Raw genomic sequence first — 18,064 nt, forward strand, 5'->3', positions numbered from 1 at the left:
AGTTAGACCAGTTAGCACGGACAGAGAAAGGAAACCTCAAACAAATTCAGTATAATCCTACGTGGAACTATTTCAAGAACTTAGTCAAAGAGGAATTGACAAGTAAAGAGGGAGCCCGCATTTATGCCAAACGCAAGGTGGATGTCGAACCTGTATTTGGTAGGATGAAGGGTGTTTTTGGCGTGCGCAGAGTTCATGTCAGAGGTCAAAAAGTGGTTGAAACCGAGATAGGCTTCCTCCTAATGAGTATGAATCTCACGAAATTGGCTAAGAAATTAGTCCAAGAGAGTAGAAAAAGAAAGAAAAACACAGACAGTTCGGCTGGATTTCATCAAAATCAGCTCAATCTGTCTGTGTATTTTTTAGTTATTGGCTAGTTATTGGCTAGTTATTGGCTAGTTTTTGCCCAGCCTCGGGTTGTCTATTATTTAAAATACAGTAATCTCAACCCATTCAAAATTACCAAAATCGTTGACCCTTCGTGACCAACCACACCGAGCGGCAGGTTGATAGACTGGAAGAGGTTGGAGATGATGAGGAGGGCAATGACAGACAGGGCAAAGATGATATTTTGCTTGATGATGCCCCGCATTTTCTTAGAGAGGCGAATGGAGTAGGGAATCCGTGTCAGATCTTCCATGAGCACGATGTCGGCTGACTCCATAGCGATGTCTGTTCCGCTTCCCATAGCATAGCTGACATTGGCTTGAGCAAGAGCAGGAGCATCGTTGATACCGTCGCCCACCATACCGACAGACGCAAATTCGGTTTGCAGTTCTTGGATAACAGCAGCCTTGTCCGTAGGAAGACAGTTGGCAATCACGCGGTCAATACCGACCTGACTCGCCACATAACGAGCAGTCTTTTCTTGGTCGCCCGTTAAGAGAATTGGCGTCACGCCCATCTCGTTCAACTGGGCAATCAGTTGCTTGCTCTCAGGTTTCAAACTATCTTCCACCATGAAGATCGCCGCCAGCACATCATTTTGGCTGACATAGACAAGGGTTTTCCCAGTGCTCTCTGCCTCATCGATCTGTGCCAGCAGGTCAGCAGACAGGGGACTTGCCAAGTTGTCCACTACAAAGCCTGCCTTACCGATTTTCCAGCTGTCGCCCTGATAACCTGCCACCAAGCCTTTTCCGGTCACGTCTTCTAGGCTTTGGAGGGCAATAGCAGAGCTGTCAGCCGTATAGGTCATGAGAGCCTGGGCGATTGGGTGACTAGATTGTTTTTCAACTGCCTGAACAACCTGCTTGATAAGTTTTTCATCGCCAAGGTAGGTTGCTCCAACAACTTCAGGTTTACCAATGGTCAGGGTACCTGTCTTGTCAAAGACGATGGCCTCTAAGTTGGCGATCTTATCCGCAATGTCGCCTCCTTTGATAATCATGCCCTTGCGTGCCGCACGGCTGATGGCAGAAAGTGTCGCCGGTGAAGAAGAAGCCACAAGGGCACATGGAGAAGCAATGGTCAAGAGAATCATGCCACGGTAGAAGGCCGTCAACCAGTCCCAACCCAGAGCAAAATGAGCAAAGAGGATAAAGAGTGGCACTACCACCAAAACAACCTTGACATAGGTATCTTCCATATTTTCAATAAAAGTCGCCGTTTTTGATTTGGATTCTTGGGCATTTTCAACCATTTGGACGATTTTATCGAAGAGGGCGTCGCCTTTTTCAGCTGTAACTTGTACGGTCACAGTTGGACCTTGGTTGATAGTACCGCCGATAACAGCTGCACCGGCTACTTTTTCTGCAGGGAGCGGCTCGCCAGTAATCATGGATTCGTCAAAGATGGATTGTGGGCTGATGAGGGTGGCATCCAGTGGGACTGTGTCACCCTTACGGACTTGCAGGAGGTCACCGATGCGGATGGCGGCTGTATCCAAAACGGTGATGTCACCATTTTCCTCAATTTTACGAGCTGTTGGAGGGGTCATGTTCATCAAAGCAGCGATAGCATTCTTGCTTTTCTCCATGGCCAATTCTTCTAGAGTAGAAGAAAGGGAGAAGATGAAGATGAGTAGAGCCACCTCCATCCAGTAGCCGATCAGTCCAGAACCGATAGCAGCCAAAATCATGAGCAGGTCGACAGACAGGTGCTTATCAAAAAACAGCTCAGTCAGACCTTCCTTGGCGGACTGATAGCCCCCGATAATGAAGGCTAGAATGAAGAGGATAGGTGCCCATCCCTGTCCAGTCTGTAGCAGGAGAATTCCTACTAGGATAAATACTAGGCAGAGAGCGGTCGTGATAACGTGGCTATTTTGTTTAAATTGTTGTGTCAGTGTCATAAATCTTCCTCGAAATATCTTTCTATAGTTTAATTATAACAATTATAATTAAAATGTCAAGATTATTTATAATAATTCTAAATAAGATTTTTCAGAAAATTCCAAGGAACAAAAAAAGAGCGAATGAATTTCGCTCTGCTATTCTACGCTTTATTAGATTGGCACTCAGGACAAATACCATAGATAGATAGGACTTCTTTGGTAACTTTATAGCCTGTTTGACTTTGGGCTTCTTTTTTCAGACTAGGAAGTTCAATGTCCATGAAGTCTGTGATTTTCCCGCAAACTTCACAAATGATATTGAGGTGATCATGTCCCATAAAGTCATAATAGGTCGTATTATCGTTGGTTCGTTTGATCTCTGTGACAAACCCTTCTTCCAAAAGAAGTTTTAAATTATTGTAAACAGTAGCCAGGCTCATGCTTGGATAGTCTGGTAGAAGATCCTGATAAATCATTTCAGCACTGGGGTGGTCGTCACTTTCAATGATATAGGCGACAACGGCCTTGCGGGTCGAAGTGATCCGAACTCCTTTTTCTTTAAGGTGTTGAATGACATGGTCAAAATCAGCCTGGTGGTCACTACTATGATGATGGGTCATGCTTACCTCCTTTCCTGTAGGTAATAATAATAATTCTAAATTTCAATAGCTACTTTCATTATAGTGTATTTCCTAAACTATGTCAATCCTATAGGTGAACCGAACATCTGTGCTAGGACAGTTTGCGCTTTCTAGGCTTGTTTTTACAAGTTCGCTTGTGCTACAATCAGACCATGACACGATATAAGGCAATTATTTCCTACGACGGACATGAATTTTCTGGTTTTCAGCGCCAGCCCCATGCTCGTACAGTTCAGGAAGAAATCGAAAAAACGTTAGTAAGATTGAATAGTGGCCAGCCAGTGACCGTTCATGGTGCAGGTCGGACAGATGCGGGAGTCCATGCCTACGGTCAGGTTATTCATTTTGACTTGGCTGGCAGTCGAGATCCTGAGAAGCTCCGCTTTGCCCTAGATACTCAAACCCCTGAGGATATTGATGTGGTTCGGGTGGAGCAGGTGGCGGATGAATTTCATTGCCGCTATGCCAAGCACAGCAAGACCTACGAGTTTCTGGTGGATATTGGGCGGCCTAAGAATCCCATGATGCGCCACTATGCGACCTTTTATCCCTATGATTTGGACTTGAGCTTGATAGAAGAAGCCATTCAGGACTTGGTGGGGACTCACGACTTTACAGGCTTTACGGCTTCAGGGACCTCGGTTGAGGACAAGGTGCGGACCATTACGGCGGCAAGTCTGGAATACGACCAGCGGCGGCAGTTCTTGATTTTTACCTTTTCAGGCAATGGCTTTTTGTACAAGCAGGTGCGGAATATGGTTGGGACCTTACTGAAAATCGGTAACGGTCGCATGCCCGTTGGGCAAATCAAGCGGATTTTGGCAGAAAAGGATCGTGGCTTGGCGGGTCCGACTGCGGCAGGCAATGGGCTCTATCTAAAGGAGATTATCTATGAAGACTAAGTATATTTTGGCGCTTTCGGGCAATGATATTTTCAGCGGTGGCGGCCTCCATGCAGACTTGACCACCTACACTGTCCATGGCCTGCATGGTTTTGTGGCGGTGACCTGCTTGACAGCTATGACAGAAAAAGGGTTCGAGGTCATTCCGACAAATGCGGCGGTGTTTGCCCAGCAGTTGGCTAGTTTGAAGGATGTGCCCTTTTCAGCTATTAAGATTGGCTTGCTTCCGACGGTGGACATAGCAGAGCAGGCCTTGGAGTTTATCAAGGCTCATCAGGATATTCCGGTGGTGCTGGATCCGGTCTTGGTCTGCAAGGAAACGCATGATACCGAGGTCAGCCAGCTGAGGGATGAACTCTTGAAATTCCTTCCCTATGTCAGCATCCTCACGCCAAATCTGGCAGAAGCTCAGCTATTGCTCCAAAAAGACATCCAAACGGTGGAAGAGATGGAGCAGGCGGCGGTGGCGCTTTATGACTTGGGTGCCAAGGCGGTGGTTATCAAGGGGGGCAACCGCTTGGGAGGTTCACAGGCTGTCGATGTGTACTATGATGGTCAGGAAGTAGTGGTGCTCCAGTCACCCCTGCTTTCAGAAAACAATGTGGGGGCGGGCTGTACCTTTGCGTCCAGCATTGCCAGTCAGCTTTTGCTAGGTCAAAACTCTTTAGAGGCAGTCCGACTGTCCAAGGACTTTGTCCACACAGCTATTTCAAAATCAGATCAATATGGGGTAATTCAGTATGAGAAATAAAAAGACACAAGAACTGGTATTATTAGCTATCTTAACCGCCTTGACCTTGGTCTTGGCCCATGTTCATATGCCGACCTTATCCGGCTTTGTCACACTTTTGGATGTGGGAGTTTACTTTACAGCCTTTTACTTGGGCAAGAAAGAAGGAGCCATTGTCGGTGGTTTGGCAGGGCTCTTGATAGATTTCTTGCTGGGCTATCCCCAGTGGGCCTTCTTTAGCTTGGTCTTCCACGGGGCTCAGGGTTATTTTGCGGGTTGGACAGGCAAGAAACGGATTTTCGGTCTAGTCTTGGCGTCACTCTCTATGGTTGGGGGCTACTACCTAGCATCTCGGATTTATTTTAATGACCTCAAAGCCATTGAAAGTGCTTTTGGCAATAGCATGCAAAACTTTGTCGGGATGGGCTTAGGGTTTGCAGTGGCTAAATTAGTTGAGAAAAGCGGTGCTATTAACTATGTCACTCGATAAGATCAAAGTTCAAACCCAACAAGTTGTGCAAGAAGTCTTAGAGCTCAGCAATCTTCAAAAGGGGCAGATATTTGTCCTAGGTTTGTCTTCTAGTGAGGTCATTGGTGGACATATCGGCAAAAACTCCAGTCTGGAAGTCGGTGAGGTGATTGTTGAAACTATCTTGGAAATTCTGGAGCCAAAAGGTATCTATCTAGCTGTCCAAGGCTGCGAACACCTCAATCGTGCCTTGGTGGTGGAGCGTGATTTGGCAATACAGAAGGACCTGGAAATTGTCAATGTCTTACCCACCCTGCATGCAGGTGGTTCTGGACAGTTGGCGGCCTTCAAGTATATGAAGGACCCGGTGGAAGTCGAGTTTATCACCGCTCAGGCTGGTGTAGACATCGGCGACACAGCTATCGGCATGCACATCAAGCACGTCCAAGTTCCGATTAGACCTAGCCTGCGTGAAGTGGGACAGGCCCATGTCACCGCTCTCGCCAGCCGTCCAAAACTAATCGGCGGAGCTCGTGCGGCTTATCAGGAAGATACCATACGGAAGAATTAGGAGGCTGGGAAAAATTCCTGGCCTCCGTAGTTTTTTTTCAATAGTTAAACTTGACGCAGTGGTTGAGTGGCTTTAACAGTCCAGTGGACTGTTAAAGGTTGGAGATAAGATTTGCACAGCAAATCTCAGCAATCCGTGTTTTACACTCCAAATCTGGCCTCTACGGCTGATGCGAACAAAGTTCGCTCTATTTCCAACCTTCAAAGGTTCCCCAAACCTTTGGAGCTGTGCGGGGGTGGGACGACAAAATCGAACCCTGCGGGTTACCGATTTTTGTCCCACTCCTTTTTTGAGCCAAATCCTTGCCAAGAAGTCTGGCTTGTGATAAACTTGTCCCTGTAAATGATACAAGAACAAAAGGGAGAAAATATGAAAAAAGGATACCAACAACGATTTTCACTATCCATTTTATTATGGATGCGTCAGGATAAAACGCGCCAAGCGGGAATGGACTACTGGAGTGGCGGGCATGCACAGATTATCGCAGCTTCACCGGGTCTACTAGAGTACCGCCAGCAACATTTGAGTGAGACAGAACATAGTTTTTGGCCGAAAGCGACAGGCTTGGAAACGGCTATTCCTGAAGACCGTCGGATTGATGGTATTGCGGAAGTGACCTACCAGAAGTTATTGGCACCAATAGGCGGACGCCGTCAGACGGCCCTTGCTTTTGAAGATGAGGTCAATGTTTTCCGTCGGACTTTGATGCACATGGGCTTCCCGTATTCATCACGTTGGTATCATACTAGCACTCAGGCCCAAACCCAACTGCGTGATGTCCTTTATTTCCGTCGCAAAGATGGGGTGAAGAGCAGTAGTTTCAAAACATTTGTTCAAGATGGACTAGCCAGTCAACTGGCGACAATCTCTGGGGTAACGGAAGTACGGACACAGGTCTATCTTCCTTGGAATAAAGCGACTTGGAATACCCCAAATGTTGCCCATGACAATCCTAAAGAAGACCACCTTCATGCCTCCATCATCCTAGGTTTTGCGGATCAGGCGGCAAGAGAGGCCTTCTATGCCAACCTAGCTCCGCAGTTGAATGCAGAAGTGGTACAATACGCCTCCGCAGTCCATGCCTATCATATAGAAAAAACCTTGCCTTTCGTCCTAGACGGCAAACGCATGTAAGACAAGCGACTTCTTGGTCGAGTGCTTTGTTTTAAAAAAATCAAGCAAAAACCTTGCCAAGAGGTCTAGCTTATGATAAACTTGTTCTTGCAGTCGATACAAGAACAGAAAGGAGCATGAATGGATACAAAGTTTTCAGTAGCCCTTCATATACTGACCATGATTAGTGAGAGCAAGGAAATACTTAGCTCGCAAGCCTTGGCTGAGAGCGTTGGCACCAATGCCAGCTACATCCGCAAGGTGATTGCACTTTTGAAAAATGCAGGCTTAATCACTTCCCACCAAGGGCGATCAGGCTACCAATTGAGCAAGTCCCCTAAGGATATTAGCTTATTGGAAATCTACCTTGCGACGCAAGAAGTGGAGCATATTCGCCTGTTTCAGATACACCAGAATGCCAATCTTACTTGTCCAGTTGGGCAGCATATAGAAGGGGCAATGGTTCCCATCTTTTCCAGCGTTGAACAAGAACTGGAAAATCAACTCAGTCATCAATCCTTAGAGAATGTGATTGATAATCTCTATCAATCCGCACAAGAAACCCGAATCTGACCGAGGTCAGATTTTATAAAACCCAACATAGACCTGTAAGTGATACAGGAACAAACTAAAGAATAGAAAAGAGAAGAACATGAAAGCAGCACAACACACAGCTTATAACAAAAACAATATCACCCTTAACCTTACAGAAATTGCTAAACCACAAATTAAACCCAACCAAGTCCTTGTAAAAGTGACCGCAGCAGGCGTTAATCCATTGGACAATATGATCTCACGCGGAGATGTGAAATTGATTGTCCCTTACAAATTGCCACAAACAGCTGGAAATGAAGTAGTCGGCTTGGTTGAAGAAGTCGGTACAACTGTAACCAACTTTGCAGCAGGTGACCGTGTTTTCGGTCGTCTTCCACTTGATAGTATCGGTGCTTTTGCTGAGTATGTAGCGGTTGACGCTCAGGCTCTTGCTAAGGTTCCTGCCTACTTGACAGATGAAGAAGCGGCAGCTATTCCTTTGACAGCTTTGACCATCATGCAGGCCCTTGACCTCATGGGGGCACAATCTGGCAAGACCATCTTCATCTCAGGCGGAACTGGTGGTGTCGGAGGGATGGCCATTCCGATTGCCAAAGCCAAGGGCTTGACCGTCATTACTAATGGTGATGGGGCAAGTGCAGAGCGGGTGTTGTCATTGGGTGCAGACCAGTTTATTGATTACAAGACAGAAGATTACACCAAAACACTTAGCGATGTTGACTACGTCTTGGATACACTTGGTGGTGCAGAAACGGAAAAACAAATGTCCATCATGAAAAAAGGTGGACAGCTGGTTTCCCTTCGTGCCATGCCAAATGGCGAATTTGCCAAACGCATGAATTTGCCAAAATGGAAACAAATCTTGTTTGGCCTAGCAGGTCGTTCATTTGACAAAATGGCGAAAAAATACGGTGTTCACTACCATTTCATTTTCGTAGAGAGCAATGGTCGCCAACTGCAAGAAGTAGCAGACATTTTCAGCAAGCTCGAAATCAAACCATCTATCGATACCGTTTATCCATTTGAAGAAGTCAACGCAGCACTTGATAAGGTTGCCAACGGTCGTTCACGCGGAAAAACCGTCCTCCGTTTCAACTAAAACAATAGACTATACAAGGAATCATCATGTCATATATCACAACCAAAAACCAATACATCACCGTTTCAAACAATAAAATCGCCTATCGTGAGCTCAGCAAGGGCAAGTCTGACATCCCTTTGGTCATGCTGGTTCACCTAGCAGCGACCTTGGACAACTGGGATCCAAAATTGCTGGATTTGCTAGCTGAACAGCACCATGTGATTGTCCTAGACCTTCCTGGTGTGGGTGCTAGTCATGGCAAGGTGGCTCCGACTATTCCAGGAATGGCTGAGCAGGCTGTTTCCATTATCAAAGCTTTGGGTCATGAGAAAATCAATTTGCTAGGTCTGTCTATGGGTGGTTTCATTGCTCAAGAAATCGTTCGTCTGGATAGTCAATTGGTCAACCGCTTGATTTTAGCAGGCACAGGTCCTCGTGGTGGTTTTGAAGTTGATAAGGTAACTGGGAAAACCTTCCGCTATATGCTGAAGGCTGGTTTGGAGCGTGTTGACCCGAAACGCTACATCTTCTACAATCATGATGAAGCAGGTCGCTTGGAGGCAGAAAAAGTCTTGGGTCGTATGGGGCAAAGAAGTTCTGCACATGCAGACAAGGACATGAATGTTCCAGGATTTTTGACCCAGCTCAAAGCTATCAAACGCTGGGGAAGAGAGCCGCAAGATGATATGACCTTTATCACCCAGCCAACTCTGATCGTTAACGGTGATAAGGATATGCAGGTTCCAACAGAAAATTCTTATACCATGCACGAGAAGATCAAAAATAGCCAACTGATCATCTATCCAAATGCAGGTCACGGCTCGATCTTCCAAAATGCAGAAGAGTTTTCAAAAGCCTTACTAGCCTTTTTGGAGGAAACCAATGCCTAAAACTATTTTAATCACAGGTTCGACGGATGGAATCGGCAAGCACCTAGCCATGAAACTGGCTAGTGAAGGTCATGAAGTGATTTTGCACGGGCGAAATAGCGAAAAGCTCCGTGTAGCCCTCAGTGATATTCAATTAAAAACAGGAAATAAAAAAATTCACGGCTACCTTGCAGATTTTTCTAAGTTAGCAGATGTCTATCGTTTCAGCCAAGAGATTAAACGAGATTTTGAGCAGATTGATGTCTTGGTAAACAATGCGGGTGCTTACTTTGGAGATGCCCGTGTGGCAACGGCAGAAAATATCGAGATGACCTTTATGCTGTCTGTCCAAGTTCCCTATATCTTGACGACGGAGTTACTGCCCTTGCTGGAAAAAGCAGCAGGCAGGGTCATTCATACCTCTTCCTTCATGCACCATTTTGCACAAACCAGAGACTTGGATTTTGGTTTGGAGCAGAGCTATTCTGCAGCCATGGCTTACAATAATGCCAAGCTATACACCATTTGGCTGGCAATAGCTCAGGCAGAGGCCTTAGAAAAGCAAGGTTCATCTGTGACCGTCAATGCCTACCATCCTGGCTTGATTGCGACAAATTTGGGCAATGATGGGGTCAAACGCAACCTGAGAAGTCGAATTCTCACCAGTCTGATGAAACCATTTTCCAAGGATTTGGATCAGGGGATTGAAACGGGTTACTACTTAAGTCTGTCACCAGAGGTGGCTGGAGTATCAGGTCGTTATTTTGCGGAGAAAAGGTTGGCTAAGGTCAACTTGAAAGGATTTGATTTGGCAAAGAGCCAAGCCTTACTAGCCTATCTTGATAAGAAAATCCAAGTATTTAAGGAGAGCTACGGTGACTAAGATTTTGTTAGAAAACCTCCAACTGCCTAATGGTCAGGTCTTAGACAATCGCTTTTTCAAATCCGCCATGAGCGAAACCATGGCAGATAGTCAGGGAGCTCCCTCGGATGACTTGATTGCCTTATATGATTTTTGGGCCAAGCAGGGAATGGGTGTCTAAGTGACAGGTAATGTCATGGTGGACGGCCGCTACCTAGGTGAGCCGGGCAATGTGGTCCTTGATTCAGACGATCATCTGGCTCAATTTCGGAAATGGGCAGCCGTTGGGAAAAAGAACGGTGTGCCTATCTGGCTCCAGCTCAATCATCCTGGCAAACAGATGTATCGGTCGATCAATCAAATCCCGATTGCACCCAGTGCCATTCCGATTTCTGGAGGTTCAGCTTCGGCCTTTCGTCCACCGAGAGAAATGACTGTGTTTGACATCAAAGAAGCTAGAGATAAATTTATTGCAGCAGGCCTTCGGGCAAAAGCAGCAGGATTTACAGGTGTACAGTTACACGCTGCACATGGTTACTTGATCAATCAATTCCTCTCACCAGCAGATAATCAACGGACGGACCGCTATGGTGGCAGTCTGGACAATCGCATGCGATTCTTGGTGGAAGTCTATCAAGGTCTGCGTGAAAAAGTGGGACCAGATTTTACCATCGCCTTGAAATTGAATGCTTCTGATTTTAAGGAAGAGGGCTTTGGTTTTGAAGATTGTAAGCATGTGGTGAAAACCATGTCTGACTTGGGTATCGACCTGATTGAAATTTCAGGCGGCAATTATGAAACACCTGTTTTTGGCAGTGAATATGAAAATAGTGCTGGATTTGTGACCTACGCCCTAGCTCTAGCAGATTTGACTTCTGTTCCTATTGTTTCAACAGGCGGTTTCCGAAAAGTCACTCAGATGGAGGAGGCTATCAAGGAAGGTGTGTCCATGATTGGTCTTGCCAGACCCTTTGTCCTTCGTCCAAGTCTTGTCAATGATTACCGTCAAGTCGGTGATGTGCAACTAACAACGCCTCGCCTGACAACAGGTCTTCCAAAACTGGATAAGGCCCTTGGTCCCATTATTGGCGTCAGTTATTACGAGGCCCAGATGAAACGCTTGGCCAAGGGAAAATCTGTCACTGTCAGTCAAAACGCCTGGCCCTATCTTCTCCAAACTGTCAAGGCACACGGCCTGTCAGCCTTGAAACCGAGGAGGAAGTAGAATAAACTAGAAAAGATTTGAGAGTCCATCTCAGATCTTTTTTCTGCGATAAATGAACCTGCCAACAATTTTCAAAAAAAGTTGTAATAAAACTGTTGACAACTTCGAGGGGTTAGGATATACTAGTGTACGCAAAGTTGTAACAAAACAATTTACAACAAAAACCATTTCGGAGGAAAAGAAAATGAAAATAGCAGTAGTAGCAGCGAACGGTAAAGCAGGTAGCTTGATTGTAAAAGAAGCGGTGGCACGTGGTTTTGAAGTAACGTCCATCGTTCGTGGTGAAAATAAGACAGTCGCACAGCAGGTTCTTCAAAAGGATGTTTTTGACCTGACAGCCGATGATGTGATTGGCTTTGATGCGGTAGTGGATGCAGTAGGTGCCTGGACAGCAGACACTGTACATGTGGTTCCTGATGCAGCCAAACATTTGGCGGCTATCCTAAAAGATTCACAAACACGCTTGCTTGTGGTTGGTGGAGCAGCAAGCCTCTATGTTAATCCAGAACATACCTTGACTGTGGCAGATGTGACTGAGTTTCCAGCGGAAGTATTGCCTGTGCTAAATGCTCACAAGGAAGCACTTGAGGCCCTTCGTCAAGTAGATGATGTCAACTGGACCTATGTAAGCCCAGCAGGTGATTTCCAAGCAGAGGGCGAACGGACAGGTCGCTATATTCTTGGCGGTGAAGAGTTGGTCTTGAACAGCAAGGGAGAAAGCGTTATTTCCTATGCAGATTATGCCATTGGTATGATTGACGAGATTGCATCAGGGGATCATCTCAAAGCACGTATCAGCCTTGTCAGTGAGTAAAAGAGTGTTATGCAGATCTCAAATAAATTTACCATTGCCATTCATGCCTTGGCCTTTATCCATCTCTTTCAAGACCAGCAGCGTGTTACCAGCAAGGTTTTGGCAAACAGCATTCAAGCCAATCCCGTTATCATTCGCTCGGTTCTTTCTGGTTTGAAGGATGCGGGAATTGTAGACGCCAAGCAGGGCAGCGGCGGTTTTCGTTTAGTAAAGCCCCTTGATGACATTAGCCTTTATGACATCTTTGTTACGGTGGACAATATCGATAAGAAAGGCTTGTTCAACTTTCATGAAAATCCCCATCCCGACTGTATCGTGGGGGGAAATATCCATGCTGCTGTGGATGACAAATTAGTCCAAGTCCAGACAGCTATGGAGAAAGAATTGAAAGCTATGTATATGTCTGATGTTCTGGTTGACCTAGAAAAAGCCATTGAAGAAAAAGTGAACAGGACTTAAATGGGAGTGGGAAAGAACTCGACCATTCATAGAAGAGTTCGTCAATAAGTCCTTATTTCCAGTTGTTGAGCTGAAACAGTCTATCCCCAGACTGTTTCACTCCCACCCCCGCGTAGCTCCAAAGGTTTGGGGAACCTTTGGAGGTCGGAGATAGAGCGAACAGAGTTCGCTACAAAACAGTCAGAGTAGTGACTGTTGGAGGTTGGAAATGAAGCGAACTCTGTTCGCATCAGTCGTAATGGTCAGATTTGGAGTGTAAAACACGAACAAATCTGCCAATCAACCACTGCGCTGAGATGTTGACACGAACTCTGAGTAGTGGTCCTGGGCTTTTTGCCCATCCTCACTATATACAAAAAAGACTTAGAATGACTGAAAAACAGTTGTCTAAGTCTTTTTGCTTGGTCTGGTCAAGAACGTTGACAAGCCTGCTCTATTACTCACCCATCAACCGCATGATGTCATCAGGGCTTTCCTTACAGCCTCTAGCAACCCAGGTTTTGAGCACTCGGAAAAATCCCCCTACGATAAATTGCAGGTGAAAATCATCGGTCAAGTCCCCCAGCCTTTCTTTGAAATAGCTGTCCAAGACATCCTCGAGCAAGTAGTCCAAATGGTTGGCAGTCAATAAGCGAATCTTATCCTGTTGCTCATGCCAAAAGTCAAAAAATTGCCGTAAAGCTAGTAAGAGATGGGCATCTGACCAATCCGACAAGTCAATCTGCCGCTCGGTCAACCAGGCTTGCAATTCCAAGTTGAAGGACCGTTCGAGCACCTCTTCCTTATTGGAAAAGTTGCGGTAAAAGGTCACCCGACCGATGCCAGCTCGCTCCACCAACTCTGAAACACTAATCTTTTCAAAGGATTTGTCTTCCAGCAACTCCCACAAAGCCTCCACGACACTCTCCACAAATAACGACTCTTTCCGCTTCACTTTTTCCACACGAAACACTTCCTTTCATTTGTTTCCTTTTGGGCAAATAGCAGAGCTGGGACTAGTTTTCCCACTGTTCATCTGCTATACTAATAAAAAACGAAACACTTGTTTCTAAAAATATACCATAAAGGACAGAAAAAAGAAAGTATGAAAAAAGTTTGGAAAATAGTAGCAGCTGTAACAGTTGTTCTAGCCTTGCTTGGTTTTATTGCCTACAAAAAGACATTTGGCTGGTCAGCTCCTGAGCTTGTTGATCAGACCCCACAAGTGAATGAATGGTACCGCCTCAGTCCCGAAGGGGTTGTAGATTCTCAAGGCAATCAGGCACACGGCCTGCTTCGTATCGGTAAAGAGAAGAATAAGGTGATGGTCTATTTCTTTGGTGGTGGAGTTAGTATCAATGAAGAGACTGCTAGTGGTGGCACACGCTATTTTGCGACCACAACTGGCCATCAAGATTATGTTGCGACTTGGGGAATTGGAAGTCCGCAGGAAGACAATCCATTTAAGGACTGGACTATGATTGTGCTTCCGTATGGGACAGGAGATTTTCATGCAGGGACCCAAAACTTTTCATATATAGATGACAAGGGGAAAGAGCGTGTAGTCCATCACCAAGGTTATTCCAATCTGATGAGTATTTTAGCAGCAGCCAAACCGCACGTTGGCAATCCCGATACGCTTCTGGTGACTGGATTTTCAGCTGGCGGATTTGCAACATCATTGCTTGCGGACGAAGTGATTTCACAATTTCCCACCGCAGAGAATGTCACGGTTGCAGTTGACAGTGCCTTTTTGAGACATGATAATTGGAAAAGCATAGCGGAAAATGTCTGGAAAACACCGACTTCTATTAGTGACCGCCTGCATTCAGATAATATTGTTTTAGATAGCTTAGTAGCCCTCCATGAGAAACGCGGAGATAGCGTTAAGATTTTATTTGACATTTCCTATCGAGATGGGATTCTTCAGCAATATCAGGCCTATATTGACCAAGGGAAACTAGCAGATGCAACAGAAGAGAGCAGTGACCACTTTCAAAAAGAACTTAAAAAAATGATTCAAGAACTGCAATCTAAGATTGATGGCGTGGGTATTTTTATCTGGAATTATGGGCAAGATGAAAAAACTACCGCTACTCAGCACACCACCATTAACTTTCCAACATTCTTTACCCCTATGTCTCAAGACAAGAGTGTGGCAGAATGGCTGGATGATGCTGTCAATGGACAGGTAAACAGTTATGGATTAGAACTATTAGATTAGGAGAACTCATGAAAAAATTCAAAAAAATTACCTTATGGGTCCTTGGGATTGTAGCTAGTCTCGGTATCATTGCCTATGTGTCCGTTACCAATCATCCGCAGTTGGTAGTCGGTGTCATTCAATCGTTTATGTACAAGGAGAGTTCACCCAACTCCTACAGTCCCCTTTATGATCCCATTGATGGTCTGAAAGAGAATGGTCAGTATCTGAAAAGTGAGATTGCCTATAGTAAGGACTACCCTAACAGTTTTTTAGATATTACCTATCCAGACCAAAATTTTGAAGTTGACCGTCCAACCCTCTTCTATTTCCACGGTGGTGGATTCTTTGGAGGCAGCAAAAATATGGGGGACCCTCTGGCTGCCAGCCAAGCGACCTATCTCATTGACGATATCGTGTCAAAAGGATATAATGTGGTCAATGTTGACTATGCTCTTGTACCAGACCATCATTTCCCAACGCCAGTGATTCAGATGAATCAGGCCATTGCCTACATAAAGGAACACGCTGAAGAATACCATTTGAACATGGACAATGTCGTCTTAATGGGTTCATCCGCAGGTGCTATCATGGTAGCACAATACGGTAGCCTCTTAGCCAACAATGATTACGCTCAGCTATTGAACATTGAACCAAGCATTGCAAAAGAAGATGTCAAGGCTCTGGTTATAGACGATGCTCCCTTAGATTACGTCAAGTTTAGCTTAAGCACGAAGATCTTGGTTGGAAATTATGTTTCAGAAACCATCTATCTAAGTGAGGAAGAAATCAATGCCTATAACCCGATTTCCCATGTGAATAAAGACTATCCAGCTAGTTTCCTTCTGGGAAGCGAGTATCGGACAGATATGGTGTCGCTCAATAAGGCCTTGAAGCAAGCGGGAGTTGAAAATGAATTGGTCGATCCTTTGGCAGAAGAAGGGCTTGAAAAGCCTCATGGTTTTGTGGCGAATTTACGAACTGACCCGGTATCTGCTAAAGCATTTGAGCGGATGATGACTTTTATAGACGATAGAACCAAGGAGTAACATGAACACCAAAAATTTTTACTGGGTACGAGAACCAGAAAACTATCAGATTTCAGACCAGGAAATCAGAATCACAACCCAAGCTTATACAGACTTGTGGCAGAAGACCTACTACCATTTTGTCAATGACAATGCTCCTCTGCTCTTGATGGACACGGAGGAAGAGTATTTTTCCTTTACGGTTAAGACGGATTTTTCCAACAGCCATACCCGCTTTGATCAGTGTGGTGTAGTGGTCTATCAGGATTCGGAAAACTGGATTAAGGGCTCGATTGAGTATGAGAATGAAGATTTTCAGCATTTGGGCAGCGTTGTGACCAATCAGGGCTTTTCAGACTGGGCGACCCAGGAAATTCCTGCTTCTGTCAAGTCAATTTACTACCGTTTGAGCCGACGGGGTAGTGATTTCTGCATTGAAAACTCCAAAGACGGTATTCATTTTGAGCAGATGCGGATTTGCCACTTACTTGAAGGCGGCGGGAAAATTCGTTTTGGTATCTATGCCTGTTCACCAGAAGACTCTTCCTTTGAAGCGATCTTTTCAGAAATGACCTTGACAGACTGCAAATGGCTAGCCCATGACGGTCAACAACCAGATGAAAAACTCGAGTAGAAGCTCTGCCATTTCCCAAAAGTCCGTCATAAAATCGTTGAAATCCTTGTCAATTGTGTTATAATGAAGAGTATGCAATAAAATTTTAAGGAGAATGACAGAATGTCTGTATCATTTGAAGCAAAAGAAACAAACCGCGGCGTTTTGACCTTCACAATCGGTCAAGATGCAATCAAACCAGAATTGGACCGCGTTTTCAACAAAGTTAAGAAAGATATCAATCTTCCAGGTTTCCGTAAAGGTCACTTGCCACGTGCCGTTTTCAACCAAAAATTTGGTGAAGAAGCACTTTATCAAGATGTTGTAAATGCATTGTTACCAGCAGCTTATGAAGCAGCGGTTGCAGAAGCTGGTCTTGAAGTCGTTGCACAACCAAAAATCGACGTTGTGTCTATGGAAAAAGGTCAAGACTGGACAATCACTGCTGAAGTTGTGACAAAACCTGAAGTAAAATTGGGTGACTACAAAAACTTGGCAGTTTCAGTAGAAGCTACTAAAGAAGTAACAGACGAAGAAGTTGACGCAAAAATCGAGCGTGAGCGCAACAACTTGGCTGAATTGGTCATCAAAGAAGGTCCAGCAGCTGAAGGCGATACAGTTGTTATCGACTTTGTAGGTTCAATCGACGGTGTTGAATTTGACGGCGGTAAAGGTGAGAACTTCTCACTTGGACTTGGTTCAGGTCAATTCATCCCAGGTTTTGAAGCACAATTGGTAGGCCACGCAGCTGGTGAAGAAGTAAACGTTGAAGTAACTTTCCCAGAAGACTATCAAGCAGCTGACCTTGCTGGTAAACCAGCCCTCTTCGTAACAAAAATCCACGAAGTAAAAGCAAAAGAAGTTCCAGCTTTGGATGACGAATTGGCAAAAGACATCGACGAAGAAGTGGAAACACTTGATGAGTTGAAAGCTAAATACCGTAAAGAATTGGAAGCTGCAAAAGAAGTTGCCTTTGACGATGCAGTTGAATCAGCAGCTCTTGAATTGGCTGTAGAAAACGCTGAAATCGTTGAATTGCCAGAAGAAATGATCCACGAAGAAGTTCACCGTGCAATCAATGAATTCTTGGGTGGTATGCAACAACAAGGTATCTCACCAGATATGTACTTCCAAATCACTGGTACAACTCGTGATGACCTTCATAAACAATACGAAGCTGATGCTGAAAAACGTACTAAGACTAACTTGGTTGTTGAAGCAGTAGCGAAAGCAGAAGGTTTCGAAGCAACTGACGCTGAAATCGAGAAAGAAATCGAAGACTTGGCAGCTACTTACCGTATGGAAGTGGCACAAGTTCGTAGCTTGCTTTCACCAGAGATGCTTAAACACGACATCGCTGTGAAGAAAGCTGTAGAAGTAATCACAAGCACTGCAACTGTAAAATAATGCAAATTGGAAACTCGACTTGGTCGGGTTTTCTTTTCTACCATTTGTCAAGTCCATCAAGGTATTTGACGAAAAATATTTTGAGTCTCGAAATCCAAATATGGAAATTTTTTTATTTTGGACTAAAGTTTAGTGTAAAAAGTGTATACAAAAGCAACACCTTATGTTGAAAATTTTTGATAAGGTGTTACAATAATATTGCATAAACAATCTTACTGATTTTGGGTTAAAGTGTAATCGTAAAGTTTGTTATGCGTTATGAGAGAGT

The 18,064-nt window shown here is 44.9% G+C and carries 18 protein-coding genes and 2 pseudogenes; 17 read left to right on the plus strand and 3 right to left on the minus strand.

Annotation, left to right across the window (positions count from 1 at the left end):
• Window positions 1-279 (plus strand): annotated as a pseudogene (locus C1G49_RS09335) (transposase); the annotation flags it as partial.
• A 145-nt stretch (window positions 280-424) separates the two neighbouring features.
• Here C1G49_RS09335 and C1G49_RS09340 read toward each other — a convergent pair.
• Together C1G49_RS09340 and C1G49_RS09345 are read right to left on the minus strand one after the other, a co-directional pair.
• Window positions 425-2,293: a heavy metal translocating P-type ATPase gene (locus C1G49_RS09340; RefSeq protein WP_105125479.1), complete on the minus strand. Its 1,869-nt coding sequence runs from the start codon at window positions 2,291-2,293 to the stop codon at window positions 425-427.
• A 143-nt stretch (window positions 2,294-2,436) separates the two neighbouring features.
• Entirely contained in the window at window positions 2,437-2,895 is a 459-nt protein-coding gene (locus C1G49_RS09345; protein ID WP_105125480.1) for a Fur family transcriptional regulator, read from the minus strand.
• 173 nt (window positions 2,896-3,068) lie between these two features.
• On the opposite strand from C1G49_RS09345, the gene truA reads away from it, so the two are divergent.
• The 12 genes and pseudogenes from truA to C1G49_RS09410 all read left to right on the plus strand — a co-directional run bounded on the left by truA (window position 3,069) and on the right by C1G49_RS09410 (window position 12,566).
• Complete coding sequence (gene truA / locus C1G49_RS09350; protein WP_105125496.1) at window positions 3,069-3,818, plus strand: tRNA pseudouridine(38-40) synthase TruA; 750 nt, start codon at window positions 3,069-3,071, stop codon at window positions 3,816-3,818.
• Window positions 3,808-4,569: a bifunctional hydroxymethylpyrimidine kinase/phosphomethylpyrimidine kinase gene (locus C1G49_RS09355; RefSeq protein ID WP_105125481.1), complete on the plus strand. Its 762-nt coding sequence runs from the start codon at window positions 3,808-3,810 to the stop codon at window positions 4,567-4,569. Before truA ends, C1G49_RS09355 begins: the two co-directional genes overlap by 11 nt.
• Window positions 4,559-5,038: an ECF transporter S component gene (locus C1G49_RS09360; RefSeq protein WP_105125482.1), complete on the plus strand. Its 480-nt coding sequence runs from the start codon at window positions 4,559-4,561 to the stop codon at window positions 5,036-5,038. Before C1G49_RS09355 ends, C1G49_RS09360 begins: the two co-directional genes overlap by 11 nt.
• The gene (locus C1G49_RS09365; RefSeq protein WP_105125483.1) at window positions 5,025-5,588 is read left to right on the plus strand and encodes a TIGR01440 family protein; all 564 of its coding nucleotides are present in this window, start codon (window positions 5,025-5,027) and stop codon (window positions 5,586-5,588) included. Before C1G49_RS09360 ends, C1G49_RS09365 begins: the two co-directional genes overlap by 14 nt.
• Window positions 5,589-5,957: 369 nt before the next feature.
• The gene (locus tag C1G49_RS09375; protein WP_105125497.1) at window positions 5,958-6,722 is read left to right on the plus strand and encodes a hypothetical protein; all 765 of its coding nucleotides are present in this window, start codon (window positions 5,958-5,960) and stop codon (window positions 6,720-6,722) included.
• Between the two features lie 120 nt (window positions 6,723-6,842).
• Window positions 6,843-7,274: an Rrf2 family transcriptional regulator gene (locus C1G49_RS09380; protein WP_105125484.1), complete on the plus strand. Its 432-nt coding sequence runs from the start codon at window positions 6,843-6,845 to the stop codon at window positions 7,272-7,274.
• A 79-nt stretch (window positions 7,275-7,353) separates the two neighbouring features.
• Window positions 7,354-8,355 carry an NADP-dependent oxidoreductase gene (locus C1G49_RS09385; protein WP_105125485.1) on the plus strand — a complete coding sequence of 334 codons (1,002 nt, stop codon included), beginning with the start codon at window positions 7,354-7,356 and terminating at the stop codon, window positions 8,353-8,355.
• Window positions 8,356-8,381: 26 nt separating this feature from the next.
• Window positions 8,382-9,227: an alpha/beta fold hydrolase gene (locus C1G49_RS09390; RefSeq protein ID WP_105125486.1), complete on the plus strand. Its 846-nt coding sequence runs from the start codon at window positions 8,382-8,384 to the stop codon at window positions 9,225-9,227.
• Entirely contained in the window at window positions 9,220-10,089 is an 870-nt protein-coding gene (locus C1G49_RS09395) for an SDR family NAD(P)-dependent oxidoreductase (RefSeq protein WP_105125487.1), read from the plus strand. Before C1G49_RS09390 ends, C1G49_RS09395 begins: the two co-directional genes overlap by 8 nt.
• Window positions 10,082-11,293, plus strand: a pseudogene (locus C1G49_RS09400) (NADH:flavin oxidoreductase/NADH oxidase family protein). Before C1G49_RS09395 ends, C1G49_RS09400 begins: the two are co-directional and overlap by 8 nt.
• Before the next feature lie 184 nt (window positions 11,294-11,477).
• On the plus strand, window positions 11,478-12,107 hold the full coding sequence (locus C1G49_RS09405; protein WP_105125488.1) for an NAD(P)-dependent oxidoreductase: 630 nt from the start codon (window positions 11,478-11,480) through the stop codon (window positions 12,105-12,107).
• 9 nt (window positions 12,108-12,116) lie between these two features.
• Complete coding sequence (locus tag C1G49_RS09410) at window positions 12,117-12,566, plus strand: Rrf2 family transcriptional regulator (RefSeq protein WP_105125489.1); 450 nt, start codon at window positions 12,117-12,119, stop codon at window positions 12,564-12,566.
• A gap of 436 nt (window positions 12,567-13,002) precedes the next feature.
• Here the strand turns inward: C1G49_RS09410 and C1G49_RS09425 are convergent, their stop codons facing one another.
• The gene (locus C1G49_RS09425) at window positions 13,003-13,509 is read right to left on the minus strand and encodes a TetR/AcrR family transcriptional regulator (RefSeq protein WP_161942113.1); all 507 of its coding nucleotides are present in this window, start codon (window positions 13,507-13,509) and stop codon (window positions 13,003-13,005) included.
• A 141-nt stretch (window positions 13,510-13,650) separates the two neighbouring features.
• On the opposite strand from C1G49_RS09425, the gene C1G49_RS09430 reads away from it, so the two are divergent.
• The 4 genes from C1G49_RS09430 (at window position 13,651) to tig (ending at window position 17,796) form a co-directional block, all read left to right on the plus strand.
• The gene (locus C1G49_RS09430) at window positions 13,651-14,769 is read left to right on the plus strand and encodes a pectin acetylesterase-family hydrolase (RefSeq protein ID WP_105125492.1); all 1,119 of its coding nucleotides are present in this window, start codon (window positions 13,651-13,653) and stop codon (window positions 14,767-14,769) included.
• An 8-nt stretch (window positions 14,770-14,777) separates the two neighbouring features.
• Window positions 14,778-15,797: an alpha/beta hydrolase gene (locus C1G49_RS09435; protein ID WP_105125493.1), complete on the plus strand. Its 1,020-nt coding sequence runs from the start codon at window positions 14,778-14,780 to the stop codon at window positions 15,795-15,797.
• A gap of 1 nt (window position 15,798) precedes the next feature.
• A complete protein-coding gene (locus tag C1G49_RS09440; protein ID WP_105125494.1) occupies window positions 15,799-16,410 on the plus strand; it encodes a DUF1349 domain-containing protein in 612 nt (203 codons plus the stop codon).
• A 102-nt stretch (window positions 16,411-16,512) separates the two neighbouring features.
• Window positions 16,513-17,796 carry a trigger factor gene (gene tig / locus C1G49_RS09445; RefSeq protein WP_105125495.1) on the plus strand — a complete coding sequence of 428 codons (1,284 nt, stop codon included), beginning with the start codon at window positions 16,513-16,515 and terminating at the stop codon, window positions 17,794-17,796.
• Window positions 17,797-18,064: the final 268 nt, after the last annotated feature.

Origin of the sequence: Streptococcus suis, assembly GCF_002960625.1 — a bacterium.
Lineage (GTDB): Bacteria > Bacillota > Bacilli > Lactobacillales > Streptococcaceae > Streptococcus > Streptococcus suis_T.

What these genes read in the sequence shown, in the direction of transcription:
- C1G49_RS09340 (WP_105125479.1), bottom strand. Translation starts at nt 2,293, where the DNA reads ATGACACTGACACAACAATTTAAACAAAATAGCCACGTTATCACGACC.
- C1G49_RS09345 (WP_105125480.1), bottom strand. Translation starts at nt 2,895, where the DNA reads ATGACCCATCATCATAGTAGTGACCACCAGGCTGATTTTGACCATGTC.
- truA (WP_105125496.1), top strand. Translation starts at nt 3,069, where the DNA reads ATGACACGATATAAGGCAATTATTTCCTACGACGGACATGAATTTTCT.
- C1G49_RS09355 (WP_105125481.1), top strand. Translation starts at nt 3,808, where the DNA reads ATGAAGACTAAGTATATTTTGGCGCTTTCGGGCAATGATATTTTCAGC.
- C1G49_RS09360 (WP_105125482.1), top strand. Translation starts at nt 4,559, where the DNA reads ATGAGAAATAAAAAGACACAAGAACTGGTATTATTAGCTATCTTAACC.
- C1G49_RS09365 (WP_105125483.1), top strand. Translation starts at nt 5,025, where the DNA reads ATGTCACTCGATAAGATCAAAGTTCAAACCCAACAAGTTGTGCAAGAA.
- C1G49_RS09375 (WP_105125497.1), top strand. Translation starts at nt 5,958, where the DNA reads ATGAAAAAAGGATACCAACAACGATTTTCACTATCCATTTTATTATGG.
- C1G49_RS09380 (WP_105125484.1), top strand. Translation starts at nt 6,843, where the DNA reads ATGGATACAAAGTTTTCAGTAGCCCTTCATATACTGACCATGATTAGT.
- C1G49_RS09385 (WP_105125485.1), top strand. Translation starts at nt 7,354, where the DNA reads ATGAAAGCAGCACAACACACAGCTTATAACAAAAACAATATCACCCTT.
- C1G49_RS09390 (WP_105125486.1), top strand. Translation starts at nt 8,382, where the DNA reads ATGTCATATATCACAACCAAAAACCAATACATCACCGTTTCAAACAAT.
- C1G49_RS09395 (WP_105125487.1), top strand. Translation starts at nt 9,220, where the DNA reads ATGCCTAAAACTATTTTAATCACAGGTTCGACGGATGGAATCGGCAAG.
- C1G49_RS09405 (WP_105125488.1), top strand. Translation starts at nt 11,478, where the DNA reads ATGAAAATAGCAGTAGTAGCAGCGAACGGTAAAGCAGGTAGCTTGATT.
- C1G49_RS09410 (WP_105125489.1), top strand. Translation starts at nt 12,117, where the DNA reads ATGCAGATCTCAAATAAATTTACCATTGCCATTCATGCCTTGGCCTTT.
- C1G49_RS09430 (WP_105125492.1), top strand. Translation starts at nt 13,651, where the DNA reads ATGAAAAAAGTTTGGAAAATAGTAGCAGCTGTAACAGTTGTTCTAGCC.
- C1G49_RS09435 (WP_105125493.1), top strand. Translation starts at nt 14,778, where the DNA reads ATGAAAAAATTCAAAAAAATTACCTTATGGGTCCTTGGGATTGTAGCT.
- C1G49_RS09440 (WP_105125494.1), top strand. Translation starts at nt 15,799, where the DNA reads ATGAACACCAAAAATTTTTACTGGGTACGAGAACCAGAAAACTATCAG.
- tig (WP_105125495.1), top strand. Translation starts at nt 16,513, where the DNA reads ATGTCTGTATCATTTGAAGCAAAAGAAACAAACCGCGGCGTTTTGACC.